Source organism: Burkholderia sp. BCC1972, from assembly GCF_905339605.1.
Taxonomy (GTDB): domain Bacteria; phylum Pseudomonadota; class Gammaproteobacteria; order Burkholderiales; family Burkholderiaceae; genus Burkholderia.
Window position 1 is genome coordinate 1 of sequence record NZ_CAJPGH010000024.1, and the last position, 16,968, is coordinate 16,968.

Here is a 16,968-nt window from a genome sequence, read left to right on the forward strand (position 1 = left end):
CGTAGTGCACGAGCGCATGGCCCGCGCCCGCCACGAGCGCCAGTGCGAACAGCCAGTCGAACAGCGACAGGCGCGCGAGGAACGAAAGGTCGTCGCCCGGCTCATACGCGCGAACCGCGGTCGGCGCACGGAGTCGCCGATGCAGCCGAAGCAGTGACGCGGCAATGGATATCATGCCGCCGCGTGACGATTGAATGGCTTTCATAAGCGTCACCAGGACGGAACCATCGGGTTCGAATAAAAAGAGGCGCCCCGCCCCGGGGGAGACGAGACACCTAAACGATCGCCGCCGGCGCCGTTCGTCTGCCCGCCGCGCGGCACCAGCCGCACGGGACGCCGGTTCGGCGGCGCCTGCTCATTGCTCGGCCGCCGGGCTCGCCGGTGCGTCGGCTTCCAGCGGAAACGCCTCGACATACGCCGCGACGGCGCGCATGTCCTGCTCCGTCATGTTCGAGCACACCGACTTCATGACCGCGCCGCGCGGCCGCGTGTCGGTTTCGCGGAAAACCCTCAGCTGCTTCAGCACGTAGTCCGCGTGCTGGCCGGCAAGACGGGGAAACCCGGTCATGCCCTCACCATGCTGGCCATGACACCCGACACAGGCCGACACGCCCTTGTCCGGCAGGCCCGCCATGAAGATCGCCTTGCCCGCGTCGACGAGCAAGCGATCGTCGACCGCGCCGAGCGCCGCCGGCTGGCTCGAGAAATAATCGGCGAGCTGGTCGATCTGCGCATCGGTCAGATGCGTGAAGCCCCACATGTAGCGCTTCGCATTCGGATCGGCGCGCGCGTGATGCTTGAAGTCGTTCAACTGATCGACGAGATATTCCTTGCGCTGTCCGGCCAGCTTCGGAAACACCGGCGACACCGACACGCCGGTCGCACCGTGGCAGTTCGAGCACACCTGCAGCGCGATGGTCTTGCCCGACACGGCCGGATTGTCGACTTCCCGCGACCGCTCCAGGTCGTGACAACCCGATGCCGCCAGCACCAGCGCAAGCCAAGCGAAATGGGTCACCTTGTTCATGTCAGCGCTCTCCTGCCGTAATACCCGTCGCCCCGCCGGATGTCAGAACGAAGCGAGCCATAGATAGACGAACAACGTGTCGTTGTCCCTCGCATTGCGTCCGTTGCCGTCGTAGTTGGTCGTCGCGCCGAGGTACTTGGTGAAATGCGTGTACTGGATGCCGACGCGCACGTGTTGATCCGGCATCCAGAATATTTCCGGCGTCCAGCCCTGCGTATTCGGATGGAAGTTCGCGCTCGCCGCATAGGCGGTACTGTCCGCGGTGCCCGTCGTGTTGAAGAACGACAGGCTGACGCCGTACTTGGCCTGGTAGACGTACGACGCCTTGAGCCGCAGCGAATTCAGGTTCGCGGCCGTGTTGTCGCTCACGATGAAATTGTTCGGATCGTGAATGTTCTCGCGCACGTAGCGCGCTTGCGCGGTGATCGTGTGCGGCTCCAGCAGGTACTGGTACTGCGTGTCGAAACCGTAGTCGCGATAGCGCGTCACGCCCGAGCCGAAGATCGGGAAGCTGTTCGGATCGTTCGGATAGACGTCGACGCTCAGCCCGAACGCGCCGACCATCAGGCTGTGCGGGCCCCAGTCGCGCGTCAGCGCGATGCGCGCATACGGGTTGTAGCCACGCAAATAGACCTGCGGGTGGTCCGGATTGCCCGCGTGGTTGCCCTTGCTCAGGAACGACCAGATGCCGTCGGCCGTGCTGTAGGCGGTCAACTCCGCATAGACCGTCTTGTTCCAGTACAGGTACCCGCCCATGCCGACGACCTGCATCGCGAGACCGCCCTCGATGATCGGCGTGACCGGCACGCCGGCCACCGGGCTGATCGCCGAGCCGATGTACGGATAACTCCAGGCCGGCGCGGTATTGAAGACGTCCTGCACGGTGGGGTTGTTGTGCAGCGTCAGGCCGAAGATCAGATCGTTGGCGGGTGACATGATCCGGTCGACGAAGCGGAAGTCGGTGTTGTCCGATGCCCACCAGCCTTTCCATTTTCCGTTGGCGTCCTGATGATCGTAGTTCGTGTAGGTGAATTGCGCGAAGCCGCCGAGATGGTCGGTGATCTTCCCGGCGAGGAACACGCTCGCGAAGTCGAAGATCGGCAGGCCGTTCTTCGGCGTGACCGGATTGCCGCTGGCGTCGCTGTTCGCTCGTGTCTTGCTCAGGTCGCCTATCGCCATCGCCGCGAGCGGAATCGTGCGCTCGCCCAACGTGTAGCCGTTCAGCTTGAACAGGCGCCCGTACGGCGTGAGTTCGGGGAACTGTCCGCCGGCATGGCACGCGACGCAGCTCTGCCCCGTCTGGCGCGCGAAGATCGGCAACGCGTGCCCGACGGACACCTGCAGCATCGCGAGCGCCGCGATCACGATCATCCAGCCGCGATGCAGCCAGCGATGACGCATGTCACGATCGACAGGAAACGTTGTCATGGCTGTTTTCCCCCCTCACGCGGTGTGCACCGCGCTGCGCCACCGCGACATCGGAACGTCGCGCGATGTATTCATTGTGCGAAGCGCCCGCGAGAACCGGCATGGGGAGACTTCCTCCATACGCGGTCTGATTCCTCCCCCATCTCGACGCGCGCTCCGCTCAGGGAACGATCCAGTCTCCGTCGGCGGCGATCTTCGTGCGGTCCGGCCCGGCAAACCGGACGATATAGCCGCCCTTCGACGCGAAGCGCTGCCCGGTCGCGAGCGTCAGGCGCGGGTAGTAGCCGGTCAGGATGCGGCGTTCGAGCATGTCCTGGATGCGCTCGACCAGGTACTCGCGCACGAACGCGTCGACCACGTGGCTCAGCGTCTCGGCGAGCAGGCCGCACGCGAGATAGGTATCCGCCTGCACCTGCGGCGCGACCATCGGAATCTTCCGGATCGTGAACCAGCCGAACGCATAGTCGACGCGCACGCGCCGCCCTTCGGGCAAGTCGAACGGATAGGCGACGCGCGTCACCGCGCGCCAACTCGTCGGCAGCGGCGTGCTGTCGAGCCCGCCGAGCAGCCCCGACATGAACACGGTGTCCGCCGCCGGCGGCACGTGCTCGAGCGCCGCGAGGTCGGGCGGCCGCAGCCACAGCACGAGCACGTCGTCGCGCGGCGTCCGGCGCAACGCGCGCGCGACGCCGTCGCGCGGGGCGAGCGCGTGATTCGACACCGCGATGCCGCGCGCCTTCAGTACGGCTGCAAGCGCCTGTGCGCCGCGCTCGCCGTTGTCGCCCGCGCGATAGACTTGCCTGACCGTCTTCACCGGCCGCGCGCCGGCTTCGTCCAGGATGCGCTTCGCGATCAGGTCCGACTCGAGCAGCACGCCGCGCGAGAAGTACACCGAGTAAAAATCGTGATCGGTCTCGACCGGCACTTCGACGTTCGGAAAGAGGCACGGCACGGCCTCCGCCTCGCAGAAGTCGTGGACGGGCGCCCAGTTCCGGCCGCCGAGCCCCGACACCACGGCCAGCACCGGCTGCCGCTCGAGATACGCGTTCAGTTGCGCATGCCACGTGTCCGGCGGCCCGGTGAGCGACCAGACGTGCAGTTCCCAGCGGCGATTGACCATGAACATCATTTTTCGCGTGGAACGCAGCGGCGGCGTCGTGCCGAACGGAAACGCGTTCTTGTCCGCGAAGTAGTGCTGTAGGACGTCGAGCATGCCCGCCCGCTTCACCGGGTCCGCGTCCGGCGTGACGATCGTCGCGAAATGCAGCACCGTGTCGGTCACGCCCGACGGCTTGCGGCGATCTAGACGCTTCAGATAGCCGGTCAGCGCGGCCATGTCGGCGTCGCCGAGCGCGTATTGCGGCATCAGTCTGCCGAGCGGCCTGCCTTCCGGATCGATCCCGTCACGCACGGCACGCGCGAGCCGTTCTTCCGTGTACGGCTCGCGATCGGTGCGCATGCCGGGAACGTACGGGATGTCGAGATCCTCGGCGGTCTGCGCGCGCGGATGCACCAGGTAGCGCCACGTGACCGGCGGGATGATGTTGTTGCCTTCCTTCGAGCCCAGCCCGCTGCGCCGATGGCAATTGATGCAGGCGGCGGCGGCCCCTTTCAGGCGCACGCCGTCCTGATGCACGGCTTCGAGCGGCGCGCCCGAACCGAGGATGCCGCGCTGGAAGATTGCCTCCCCCGCGTCCGCCGGCACGGCGGGTGCAGCTGTCTCGTCGCCGATCGCGTGACCTGCGCCCGCGCACAACGCGGCCAGCACCCCCCACCGCGCCAGTTGCCCGCGCGAGACCGGCAGGCACGCCGCCGCGAGGGCGCGCGCTCGCCCCCGGATGCCGTTCATGGCCGTACCGTCGGCCGGCCCGCGCCCGGCGGGGCCGGCGACACGCGCGCATCGAGCGACGCCGGACGGCGTCCGCCCGGCGCGACGGGCCGGGCGAAGAGCGCGTCGTCGAGGGGCGGATTCAGCGACACCTTGTCGATGATCAGCGTGTCCTTGGTCGGCGAGGCCGCCGTCCCGCTCTCGATCCTGAGCGGGATTTGCAGGCCGTCGATGAGCTTGAAGTTGCCGTAGTTCACCTCCACCGTGAGCGGGCCGGTCGGCCCGCGCACCTGGCGGTCGGCCTTCACGTCCAGGAAACTCCGTCCGTCGATCCACACGTGCCGTACCGCGCCGGACGGCAACTTCACCGCCAGGCGGTACGCATCGTGCCCGCCGATTCGGTCGACGCCGTCCAGCGTCACGCCGATGCCCTTCGCATCGTGGTCGAACAGCGGACCGTCGATCACCTGCTCGTCGCGCGCGGACATCAGCTCGCCCGGCGTATACGGCCGCAGGCCGGCGCTGCCGCCCGCGGCCTGTTTCCAGCCTTCGCGGCCGTCGAACACGCGCACGGCCTTCTGGTTGAGCACGGTGATCTCGAAGCGCGTCTTGTTCGGCCGCTTCATCGCAAGGACGAACGGCATGTCGCGCACGGGCGCGTTCGGGCTGTCCACATGGCCCGACCAGACCATCGTCCGGACCTTGCGCCACGCGTCGAGCCCGCCTCTCGCCGCGACATTCTTCTCGACGATCTGGTCCACGCCGAGGCCCTGCCCCGGCAATTGCTCGCACCCGCACAAGGCCGCCATCGCGCAGCCGGCGAGCACCCACGATCCGATCCGTCCCATGGTCGTCACCTCGTCCGGGTCTCGGCCGGGTGACTCGGCGCCTTCGCGAAAGTGAGCGGCGGCTTGCCGAACATCGTGTCGTCGGCCGGCTCGTTGAGTGCGACGTGCTCGATCGTGATCCGGTGCGTCTCCTTGACGCCGCTCACGACGGTCTCGAGCGTGTGCGGCATGACGAGGCCGTTTTCCTTCCTGTAATCGCGATAGAGCACGGCGACGCCGTGCGTCTTGCCGTCCAGCACGCGCGGCTCGCCATCGATCTTCAGTTCGAGAAAGCTCGACGCGTCGACCCACAGGCGGCGCGACGCGCCGTCCTTCGACGTCAGCTTCAGCACATACGCGCGATGCCCTTCCACCTGCTCCATGCCAAGCGCCTGGATCGTGGTGCCCTTGTTCGCGTAGTCGATCAGCGGACCGTCGAGTTCGGCCGACGACGCGGCGGACTTGAGTTGCGCCGGCGTATACGGCTCGACGTCGTTGCGGCCGAGATACGGCCGGACCAGCCAGCCCTGCGAACCGTCGTACACCTGCAGCGCGGTCTGCTGCTCGAACTGGATTTCGAGCCGGCTCTTGTGCGGCCGCTTCAACGTCAGCGTGAACGGCAGCCTGACGTTCTTCTTGCCGCCCGCATCGAGCTGCCCCGTCATCCTGATCGACGACACCGCCCGCCACGCCTGCAGCCCGCCACGGGCCGCGACATTGCGCTCGGCGATCTGCGCCGCGTCCATATGCGACGCCGACGCCGCCTGCGCATTCCCCGCCGCCGAGGCCGCGGATGCGACCTGGCCGCAAGTCAACAAGCCGGCAGCACACGCCGCCGAAATCGACTTGAAAAGAAACCGGTTCATGACTGCTCTCCCCGCATGCAGGCCGCCCGTTGTCGATGCGCGGCGGCATGCGCATGTATGTGATTACTCGACCACCAGCCCGTCGATATGCAGCGAATCGATCAGGATGCTGACCCGTTCGCCGCGCTTGATCGGCCCTCCCTTGTTGGAAAACACCATCCAGTACTCGTGTCCGGTCTCGAGCTGGCCGGTCTGCCGCAGCGCGCCGATCTGGTCCATCACCGGAATCACGAGCATCGCGTGGCTCGTTTCTCCGTACAGATAGACGGTCGCCTTCGTGTCGGCGAGCAGCCGCGCCTTCTCGGGATCGGTCACGCGGTAGCTGAAACGGATCAGGTTGCCCGACGCGGTGCTGCGCACGTGCAGATCGTCGACGCCCTTCGCCATCTGGTAATAGGCCTTCGCCTGCCGCGGCAGGCTCACCGGCAGGTAAGGCGAGTGCCGGCCGGCCGCCGGCTTGGCCGGCGCATCCTGCCCGGCCGCGGCCGGCTGAGGCCGGACCGCGACGAGGCTCGCACCGCCCGCGAGCAGCAGCATCGATGCCGCGCGGAAGGCCGCCCGTTTCATCGCATCGCTCCCGTAAGCGGCGCGGGTAGCGCCTGCGCCGGGGTCGGCGCAGGGAGCCGCACGGGCGGCAGCGCGCGTGTCTGTGCACGTGTCTGCGCAGGCATCTGCGGGCGCGCGCGCGGCGGCACCCTGGCCGGGGCCTGCAGCAGCGCATTCGACGGCGGCCGCGCCAGCGCCGGAGACTGCCCCAACGCGCCGGTCGGCAGCGGCCGAGTCGCCCTGGGGGCCAGCCGCGCCCCTGCCTGCAGCCGCCTCAGCGCCGGTGCCACGATCGGCGGCAGCGGCGCGCCACCGTTGAACAGACCCGGGATTCCGCCGATGCCCGGGATTCCGCCGCCCGGGAAGCCGTGTCCGCCCGGGAATCCGCCTCCACCCGGGAAGCCACCACCACCCGGGAAGCCGCCATGGCCCGGCGGGAGAAGTGCGGCCAGGCCGGTCAGCTGGCTCCCCAGTGCGAGCGGGTCGATCGGCGTGCCGCCACCGAGCAGGCCACCGAGCAGGCCGGGCGCCACGTACTCGACCGCGCCGATGTCGTAGCCGTTGCCTTGCGGCCGCGGCGTGCCGAAGAAGTCGTGGTTCGGCGCGCCGGATGCCGTGGCTGCCCCGATCGCCGGCGACGTGCCCTTGATCGAGTAGTTGCCCATCATCACGTTGTAGCCCGCGCTGCCAGGCGTGAGCGCCTCGTTGAACAGCGACAGCGGCCCGTACGACATGTTGATCCACTGGTTGCCTTCATCGGGCGTGGCCGCCGGCATCAGCCCGAACAGCGGGTTCGGCAACACCGCGTCGGCGATCCCGGGCGGTACGGCAAAGCCGTTCCCGCCGGCTTCCGGCGGCACGCGCGAGCCGTTGCAGTACTGGCTGATCGTCTGCGGGTCCGATGCCTTGTTGGTCGCCGCATAGCCCGCCGTGCTGGTCATGATCGAGTACTGCGGGTTCATGGTCAGCCCGGACTGGTGATTGGCCGGCCCGGTGTCGCCGTACGCGCCGATGTCCCAGTAGAACGGCGGGGTCGTGCCGCCCGTCACGCAGAAGCCTGTCGATTGCCCCTTCTGGTTCAAGGTCGGGTTCAGCGTGACCGCGTTCTGCACGCCGGGGATGTTCGGGTTCGGCTGCGAACTCACCGAGATGTAGAACGAGCGGTTTTGCCAGAACAGGTTGTTGCTCAGCACCGGGTTCGAGAACTTCGTGCAGTTCGGCTCGTTCGCGGGACAGGTGATTTGCCCCGTGAAACCCGCGGGCGGGACGAACGCCGTCATCAGGTTCTGCGTATGCGTCGCCGTCTCCAGTCCGGCCGGCTGCTGCGTCGATGCCTCGATGAAACTCGTGCAGGTCGACTCCGCGCTGTTCGGGCTGCTCGTGCATCCGGGCGGCGCCACGTTCGACTGCGCCGCGGCCGGCGTATTGAAGAGCACGCCCGCCGACGCCGTCGCATCGTTCGCGATCACCGTGTTGTTGATGAAGCTCACGCGCACCGCATCCTGCAGCGACACGCCACCGCCCGACCAGCCGGCCACGTTGTTCGCGATGATGTTGTTGATCACGCGCACCTGGTACCACTTGTTCGGGTTGCCGAGATTGCGTTGCACCTCCGTGCCGTTGACGTTCTGCAGCCGCAGGCCGCCGCCCTTCCCGCTTTCCGCGGTATTGCCCATGATCAGGTTGCCGTCGATCACCAGATCCGGACCGATACCGTCGGACAGCTGCGGCGCGCAGTCGACGTCGACGAGGCTGTTCTCGCAGAACGTGCCGTCGGGCGGCACGCCCTGCGCGATGATCCCGCCGCCATACGTCGGCAACGTCGGATTGTTGCTCTGGTTGAACAACACCACGTTGTGCGACAGGTCGCCGTTGTAGCTGAACCCGAAGTGCGCGACACCGCCGCCGTCACCGCTGGTCATGTTGCCGCAGACCCAGTTGTAGTTGAAGCGGTAGTAGTCGGCGCCCGTGCAGAGCGTCACACCACCGGCCGAAGACGGCGTGGTCGAGTTGATCTCGTCGCCATACGACGCGTTTGCCGTGACGGCGTTGTGGTGCACGTTGACGAACGTGTTGTACATGAACGGCAACTGCGTCACGCCGTCCGCGGCGATGTTGGCGTCCGGCACTTCCACCTGGCCGACCGTGATGCCGCCCGACAGCGTGCCGGCATTACCGGTCACGCGGTTGTTCGAGACCTCCGTGTAATGGTTCCAGCCGTGCAGGAAAATCCCGCCGCCGCCCTGCGAGCTGTTGGTGACCGTGACCCCGTCGATGCGCGACGGGTTGCACAGGAAGTTGCTGTAGTTCGGGTTGTTCGGGTCCGTCGTGCAGTCGTGCGCCGTGAGCAGCGTGCAGATGCCGTTCGCGGTGCAGTTCGTGCTCGGCTGCACACCCTTGGCCAGCACCGTGATGCCCGCACCTTCGTACGCGCCCATCAGCGACGGTTCGATCAGCAGCTCGCCCAGGTTGCCGTTCTGCGTGCTGTCCCAACCGACGGTCGGTTCGAACGGAATCGGGTCCACGTGCCCCTGCATCTGCGTCGAGCACTGATAGGTGCCTGACGGATCGTACGGGTTGTTGGTCGGCGAGATCGGCTTCGTCGAGTCGTACGTGGACGAAATCAGCCCGCCGTCCAGCGATGTGCCGAACAGGCACGCGATCAGCCTGCGCCACGGATCGAGCTTGCCGGACGGATGCGTATTTGCATTGATCGTCACCGACGCGGCACCCACGCCTTGCAGCCGCACCGGCTTCCACATCACCAGCATCTCGTTGTACGTGCCCGGACCGACGACGATCATGTCGCCCGCGCTCGCATTGTTGATCGCGGTCTGGAGCGCATTGCTCGCACCGTTCTCGCCGCTCACGTAGGTCGGCGCCTTGCCGCCGATCGTCACCGTGATCGCATCGATCGACCGCTTGCCGTTGCCGGCCGTGATCACGAGCTCGCCGCACTGCGTCGCGGGTGCGCCCATCTGCTGGATCGTGCAGGTCGACGGCACCTTCAGCGACGGGAGCGACGGCAGGCTCAGGTCGGGCGCGAGCACGACGATCTTCGAGTCGCTCCACGACACGACCGGCGCATTGACGCCCGCGATCGTGACCGTGCCGGTGCCCTGCGTCGCGCCGAAGCCGTAGTGGCGCGTGATGAACTTCTGGTTGAACGGCGCCGCGGTCTGGCTCGGTCCCGTATACGCGTGGTTCACCACCTGCTGGTCGCCCAGCGCGTTGATCGTCAGCGGCTTGCCTGGCGCGCTGACCCACGGGCCCGCACCTGCGCCGATCGTGTCGCCGGTCACGCTCGAGATCGCCGGCGTCGCATCCGGATACGCGCAGTCGGGCTGGTTGTAGCCGTCCGCGAAGGACTGCACCGGCACCACCGGCGTATCCATGTACTGCGTCTGTCCGGGCATGAACGGAATCTCGTAACAGAACTGGCTGTATGCCGGGTTGTACAGCGGATCGGTCATCGTCTTGCCGGGGTGCTGCGGATCGGGGATCGGGCCCGGATCGTTCATGCACGTGACCATCATCGTCGGCGCATAACCGGTCGGGTTCGGGGGGTTCACTTCCCAGGTCGAGAACGTCAGTCCGTTATAGATGCCCCATTGATCCGTGTAGGTGCGCGAGACTTCGTTGCCGGAGAAATCCTTGAACGAGACCGGCACGTTCGGCACCGCGAACTTTTCGCCGAACTGCGGCGAATACGGATCGAACTCCGACGAGAAGTCGTCGAGCATGAAGCCCGTGTAGTGCGCGCTGACATGCGTCGAGCTGAAGACCCAGAACTTCGCGAGCACCGATTCCTCGTCGGTCAGCATCACCTCCTTGCGATCGCACAGATGCCGGGACGCGCCCGCGAACGGTGCGACTTCCTTCGATCCCGGGAACAGGCTGATGTAGTCCGGCACGATGCGCAACTCGCCGACGCACGGCCAGAACCGCTCGACGCTGCCGGTGTCGCCTTCGGCATGCGGCGTCGAACCGAGGTTCGTGGTCGGATTCTGCGGGTTGTTCTTGTTGTACGTCGAATTCACCGCGGCCTGGTCGGGGAGGATGAAGATCGCACCGATCCCGCCGAACTGCTGCGTCACCGGAGCGATGTAGTTGTCGCCGATCAGGATGTTCTTGTCTTCCTCCTTCACCAGTTCGTAGCCCGGCGGCACGATGATCTCCACCACGTACTTGCCGGCAGGCAGCATCGGCGTGCCGTCGACGGGATTCTTCCCGACGCAGATCGTGCAGTTCGACGCGACCGGCTTGCCGTTCGCATCCGTCGCCGTCACGCTCGGGAACTTGTACATCCCGTCATACGGCGCCGGCTGGATCTGGTTGAACGCGTGCATGCCGTCGTAGCACTTGTACTGTGCGTTCGCGGGCAGCTGGCGATGTTGCGGATCGAGCCAGTTGGTGCTGTTCTTCAGCGTGAAGTAGAACGGGTCGTTCGGATCCTGGCCCGGGCAGTTCATGTTCGGCGTCACGCCGTCCGCGCGGAAGCCCTGCGCCCAGTCGTCCCAGCTCGCCGTCTTGGTCGTGTCCACCAGCGTCAGGTTGGTCGTGCCGTCGGTGGCCGTGCCTTCCTGGTACAGGTTGACCGTGACGTTCGGCACGTTGGGCGTCCACTTCGTGTGGATCAGCAGCGTCGGATCGTCGAACGGCCGCGTCGACGCATAGATCACCTCGCCGCGTATCCCGCCGTTCTCGCCCTTCGCGAACGGCGCCTTGCCGTACTCGATGAACGAGTTCTGGCCGGAGAAGCCCTGCCATGCCTCCGTGGTCACCCAGGGCGGATCGACCCGCCCGGTCGATCCGCTGCCGGTCGACGCGCAGTCCGCGTCCGCACAATACCGGGCGCCCGGCACCCGCAGGTTCGACGGCAGCGGCAGGGTTTCGGCCGTGTTCGCGAAGTTCGCGGCCAGCGTCGAGTTCCCGCTGCCGGCAGCGCCGGTGCCGTCCACCGGACCGCCCGCGTCGTACACCACGTGCGTGCCGGTCGACTTGAAGCGCGTCAGGTCGTCGTCGACCACATACCAGTTGAACAGCGGAAACACTTCGTTGAACGGCGCGTAGCCGTTGCCGTCCGTGTTGTTGAAGTTCGAGAAGCTGCCGTCGCGGAACCGCATGTTGACCGACGCCAGCGCGACGCCGGGGTCGTCAGGGTGCGAGATGCCGTCGCCGTGCAGGTCGATGAAGGTCCGCGTATAGAGGTTCGTGTGCCACTGCAGCACGGACAGGTCGCCGACGTCGACCGTCGTGCTCCCGTTGGCCGCGGGCAACTGCACCGCCTTGGCCAGCCCGTCGACGATCTGGTCGTTCCATTGATCGAACACGGTGATGCGCGTCGTGCCGCTCGGCAGGCCGCTGATCGTGAACCGGCCCTGGCTGTCGCATTTCGTGAAACCGTAATCCTCGCTGTCCGGATCGCCGACGCTCACATAGCATTGCGAGAACGCCAGCGAATCGCGCGATCCGCTGCTGTACAGGTTCTCGTTCGGCGGGCGGCTGTAGTGCAGGTTCGTCACGCGGCCCGTGAGCGTGTTCGGGCACGGACCGGTGTCGCATATCCCGGTCTTGGCCGCGTTGGTCCTGCGCCCGTTGATGATCTTCGGATTCGCGAAGCCGATCGACACGTGATAGCCGGCCGGCCCGAACTCCTGGAAGTACGCGGGGCCGCCGACCTTGATGAACGCGTCGTGCGCCTTCTGTCCGTCGAGCGTGTTGGTCTGCAGCCATTCCTCGCCGCGGCCGATCCGGTCTGCCGCCGGTGTCGCGATCACGCCGTAGCGGCCCGGCATCAGGTTGGCGATGATCGCCTGGCCGACGAGCGGCGACAGCGTCTTGCCGTCCGATTCGTATTTCGGGCAGGTCGGGATCATGCCGACCAGGCCGTCGGTCGCCGTCGAGATCGGGCATGCATTGAGCCCGGTGAGCGGATCGATGGTGCCCTGCAGCGAATTCGACAGCGGCATGTTGAACATGTCGTAGGTCATCTGTCCGGTCGGGTCGCCGGTGCCGCCGGCATCGTCCCAGAGCTTGATCTCGAATCCGCCGAGCCCCGGCTCGCGCGAGGTGCCGAATCCGTCGGACCCGCCGCTGACATCCACTTCGCCGTTCAGCGGCGCATCGTCCTCGAACACGAACACCGACAGCTTCGCGGTCTGGTACGGCGTTTCCGTCAGCAGCACGTTGAGCTGCCCGGCCTGTCCGGCGCCGGTCTGCCCTGCCTTCGCGGCCGCGATCTGCGCGGGCGCGATCGGCGCGCCGCCCATGCCGTGGCCGCACTTGCCGGTGCCCGGCGCGAAATCCGCGCCGCTCGGGCCCGACGGGCAGTCGAGCGCGATGCTGAATTGCCGCTTGCCGTCGGGCGACACGCCGCCGCCGTTCGTGAACGTGTTGCCCGCATCGCCGGGCAGGATCGAGATGTAGTAATGCTTGGTCGGATCGAGCGCCACGTACTTCGGATCGACCGGCGTCTGTTGCGAGACGCTCGGGCCGGTGCGGCACACGCCGTTGCCGACGTCGCACACGGTCGCCACGTGCGTGTTGGACACCGGGTCGTACACGGTCTGCCCGGATTCGCATGCCACGGTGCCGACGCAGCCCGCCGCCACCACCGGCATGTAGCTCGTGTGGAAGTTCGTGCCGAGACTCGGGACCGGCAGCGGCGGGCAGTTCGCCGGCCTTCCTGTCGCGGAATTCACCTGGCAGGCCGGATCGATCTGCATCGTGCGGTCTTCCTCGATGATCCAGCGATAGTCGGTGAGCTTGACCGCCTTGTTCGGCGCGGTCGCATCCGGCGCCATGCTCGGCGCGTCCATCACGTTCACGACCAGCCCGCTGCCGGGATTGAACGTGACCGTCACGGTCCCTGCATTCGCGCTCGTCTGGTTCTGCGTATTGGTGACCTTGTACTGGAACGTCATCGTCTGCGCCGCCGCGCCGTTGCCGACCCGCGGCGTCGTCGGCACCGCGGTAAACGAGCCGTCGGGATTCAGCGTCACGGTGCCGTTCGTCGCGCTCGACGCGACGATCTGCGCGGTGAGCGGCAGCCCGGCCGGATCGCTCGCACTGGCGAGCACGCCGGGCGCGCCGATCTGAACCTGCGACGCGATGTTGCTCGAGAAGCTCGCATTGCCGGCCGTGGGGACCGACAGGCACTTGTTGCTCGTGGTGCAGGCGGTCAGCGTCACCTTCGCCGTCACCGGCGGCGTGCCGTTGGTCGACTGATAGACGAAACTGTCGTTCGCAGTGCTACTCGACAGATACGTGAACGTACCGTCCGTATTCAACGTGAGCGTGCCGCTCGCGGGCGGCGTCTGGACCTTCACGCCGTACACGCCGGAGTCGCTCGCGATCACGCCCTTGGCCGGATCCGACACGGCAAGCGTCGTGCCCGGCACGAAGTAATAGTTCGCGCCCGCGGCGGTCGGCGTTTCGCCGATGCCGGCAGTCGCCGACGGTTGGGCGTTGTTGACCGCGATGTAGCCCTGCATCCCGCCATCGCGCATATTGTTGGTCGACAGGCTCAACTCGCGGTCGTACACCGGCATCGCACCTGCGGCCGGCGCGTTCAGCATCACGTCATAGGTCTTGCCGGCCGCCATGAACACGGCGTTCTGGATGCGCGCGGCGCCGGGAATCACGTTGCCGTCCTCGGCGACCAGCGTGAAGCCGGGAACGGACGGATTGCCCGTTTGCGCGCCGACCACGGCCGGAACGTGCATGCGCAGCCCGGCGTTCACCAGGCGCACGAGCACCTGCCCGGTCGACGGCGGCACGGTCGCGCTCGGCGGGAAAGCCGACGCGTTCGGGTTGGTGCGATCGAAGGCCACGCCGTTGATCAGGTAATAGCGCGGATCGTAGTTCACCACCGGCGGATAGCAGGTGCCGAACGTGACCGACTTCGAGTCGCCGCACCCGCCGGGCTGGCCCGACCACGCAGCGGTTTCGCTGAAGCCCTTGGTCGCGACGGCCGCGGCAACCGCGGCGTTCTGCACCGGATCGATCTCGCCCATCACGAGCGGCACGTCGGCGTCATAGCAGGACACCGAATTCGGATAGGCCTGTTTCGTCGATGCGCACGTCGAACTGGGGACGGTCGGGCTCTTCACCACCAGCACCCCGTAGAGGCCCATCGGCCCCTGGATCGACGGGTGCGTGCCCGACTCGAGCAGGTAGGTGCCGGGCTTGAGATTGGCCCAGGTGAGCGTCGTGTGCGATTTCGGATCGGTCGACGGCGCCACCTCGGTCCCGAACGACTGGACGCGCGGCCCCTGCGCGGGCGGCACGAACGATGCCAGCGGCGCGGTCGATGTGGCCGTGACGATCGGCCAGGTCGTGGCCGTCTGCGTCGGATGGACCGGGCTCGGCGTGGTCGTCGGCTTGTCGCCCAGACCGCCGCCCAGCTGGCCGACGATCACGAGCGAGGTCGGCACGGGCGCCGGCAGGTTGTTCGTCAGGTTGATCTGCAGCTGCCCTGCCGGCACGGTGACGACCACCGGCGACCAGTTCGCGCCGGCGGCCGGATTCGCCGCCGCGCAGGTGGCGTTTGCCGCCGGCACCGTCGCGTTGGCGGCCGTCGTGCAGGTGTAGCCCCACATCGGCACGGCCTGCCCGTCCGGCATCAACGCCGTGGACGCCTTCGCCGTCAGATTGACGACTGCCTGCGCGAAACAGGCTTCGCCTGCCGTCAGCAAGATGGATGCCGCGACCCCCGCCTTGAACAGATCAAGGAGCGTCGCCGTGAGCTTGGTGGATCTCATCGCCTTTCTCCCCACCCCTAATTGGATTCGTCGATCGGAAATACCGGAGGATCAACGAGCATCATCATCATCATTCCGCCCGGGAAGATGTTGTTCGTCGTGATCTCGCGCTCGTTATGCGAGTGCCACATGAACGCGAAGCCTGCTTCCGTCGCCGGCGGGTTCAGGATCGTGTTGCTGGGCGGCGACGTGCCGGTCGGCGCCGTCGCACGCACGGTCGCGTCCGGCCCGAGATACGGACTGCCGCCATACCAGAAGCCGTTCGTCAGGATGTTCGAGTCCGGCAACGTGACCGGCCCGCCGCTCGCGACCTTGCCGAACGGCGCCTTCTCGAGTGCCTTGCCGTGGTCCTGGCACCACTCGTAGTAGTTCGGCGCGCTGCGCGGCGCCGGCGGATTCGACGCCGTCGTGTAGTAGCCGTTCGCGTCCGGCACGCAGACGGAGCCGTCGCCCGCGTAGTGCGCGTAGACGTCCCAGTTCAGGCCCTTGCCGGTCCAGTAGAAAATCCCGTCCATCGTCGCGCCTGGCGTCGTGGTGGTCGTGAACAGCAGCGGCCCGGCCGGCTGCCGCGGGTTCGCCGGGTGGCTCGGGTCGACCGGGCTGAGCAACAGGTTGCCGTCGCGCGCCAGCACGCGCACGTGGTTGCCGTGCTCGTGGAACGGATGCTGCCAGCGGCCGGTGCCGATGATCCGCAGCAGCACCAGTTCGCCCGGATGCATGTGCGGGTTGCCGTTGTACGGCTGGTGCGGGTACTGCGGCGCGTAGTTCGGATCCATGTCGTCCGGCATCGAGCGGCCGTTGACCATGAAATAGGCCGGGTGATACGGCTCGGTCTCGACCGTCATGCAGCCGGTCGGCTTGGTGCACGACGTATTCGCCGCGACCTGCTGCTCCGCCTGCTGATGGATGCGCGGATCCATTTCGGAGAACTGAAAAAGATACTCACGGTCATAGCAGGCGGCGCTGTTGTCGAATGCCGCCACTGCGTTGCGGAAATCGCGCTGGCCGAACGGCCGGCCCGAATCCGGCAGCGCCATGCAGCCCGCCGTGTTGACCGCCGTATTCGGCAGCACGATGATCGCACCGTACATCCCCATCTCGATCTGCAGGTCGCCCTGCGTGCCGCTGTAGTACGCATGCGTACCCGGCGTCGCCGCGACGAACGTATAGGTGACCGTCGCGCCGTGCGGCGCTTCCTGCGCCAGCAGCCCGGCAACGCCGGAGGTGCCGGTGCAGGTCTTGCCGTCCGGGCTCAGGGTGCCCGTGCACACGACGAAGCCGGGAAACAGCATCGACGTGTTGCCGGCCGCCGCCGGCAGGTTGTTGGTGAGTGTCACGGTGATGACGTCGCCCTGCCTGACGATCAGCGTCGGACCGGGAATCTGCATCGTCGGACAGGTCGCACCGGTAATCGTCGACGGCGAGAAGACGAGCGGCGTCGCGCTGGTCGCCGCGCAGCCGTAGCCCCACGAATAGACGCTCGTGCCGTCCGGCTGGGTGATGCGCGCCTCCTGGGCCGTGAGGTTGAAAACCTTGCCGGCGATGCCCGGCGCGGCGGCTTGCGCGTGCACCGACAGCAACGCGGCGAGCGTTGCGACGCCGACGCGTGCGAGCCGTCCGAGACGGGCGAGCGTCGCGGTCCACGCATGATGAGTGATGTGTCCCACGGCTTTTCTCCTCA

General features: G+C 67.0%; 8 protein-coding genes and 1 pseudogene. All 9 read right to left on the reverse strand.

Translation table 11 applies throughout. The features are described from left to right. A pseudogene (locus U5798_RS27805) lies at positions 1-205 on the reverse strand (hypothetical protein); the annotation flags it as partial. Between the two features lie 150 nt (positions 206-355). Then, entirely contained in the window at positions 356-1,027 is a 672-nt protein-coding gene (locus tag U5798_RS27810) for a c-type cytochrome (protein WP_322083829.1), read from the reverse strand. A gap of 42 nt (positions 1,028-1,069) precedes the next feature. Beyond that, the gene (locus tag U5798_RS27815; RefSeq protein ID WP_322083830.1) at positions 1,070-2,455 is read right to left on the reverse strand and encodes a cytochrome C; all 1,386 of its coding nucleotides are present in this window, start codon (positions 2,453-2,455) and stop codon (positions 1,070-1,072) included. Positions 2,456-2,615: 160 nt separating this feature from the next. Further along, on the reverse strand, positions 2,616-4,304 hold the full coding sequence (locus U5798_RS27820; protein WP_322083831.1) for a c-type cytochrome: 1,689 nt from the start codon (positions 4,302-4,304) through the stop codon (positions 2,616-2,618). Next, complete coding sequence (locus U5798_RS27825) at positions 4,301-5,131, reverse strand: hypothetical protein (RefSeq protein ID WP_322083832.1); 831 nt, start codon at positions 5,129-5,131, stop codon at positions 4,301-4,303. Before U5798_RS27825 ends, U5798_RS27820 begins: the two co-directional genes overlap by 4 nt. A gap of 5 nt (positions 5,132-5,136) precedes the next feature. Beyond that, positions 5,137-5,976, reverse strand: coding sequence for an outer membrane lipoprotein-sorting protein (locus U5798_RS27830; protein WP_124456510.1), 840 nt, complete (start codon positions 5,974-5,976; stop codon positions 5,137-5,139). Positions 5,977-6,039: 63 nt separating this feature from the next. After that, positions 6,040-6,543, reverse strand: coding sequence for a hypothetical protein (locus tag U5798_RS27835; RefSeq protein WP_322083833.1), 504 nt, complete (start codon positions 6,541-6,543; stop codon positions 6,040-6,042). Further along, complete coding sequence (locus U5798_RS27840; RefSeq protein ID WP_322083834.1) at positions 6,540-15,287, reverse strand: choice-of-anchor Q domain-containing protein; 8,748 nt, start codon at positions 15,285-15,287, stop codon at positions 6,540-6,542. Before U5798_RS27840 ends, U5798_RS27835 begins: the two co-directional genes overlap by 4 nt. A 17-nt stretch (positions 15,288-15,304) precedes the next feature. Beyond that, positions 15,305-16,954 carry a multicopper oxidase domain-containing protein gene (locus U5798_RS27845; protein ID WP_124456513.1) on the reverse strand — a complete coding sequence of 550 codons (1,650 nt, stop codon included), beginning with the start codon at positions 16,952-16,954 and terminating at the stop codon, positions 15,305-15,307. Between the last annotated feature and the right edge of the window lie 14 nt (positions 16,955-16,968).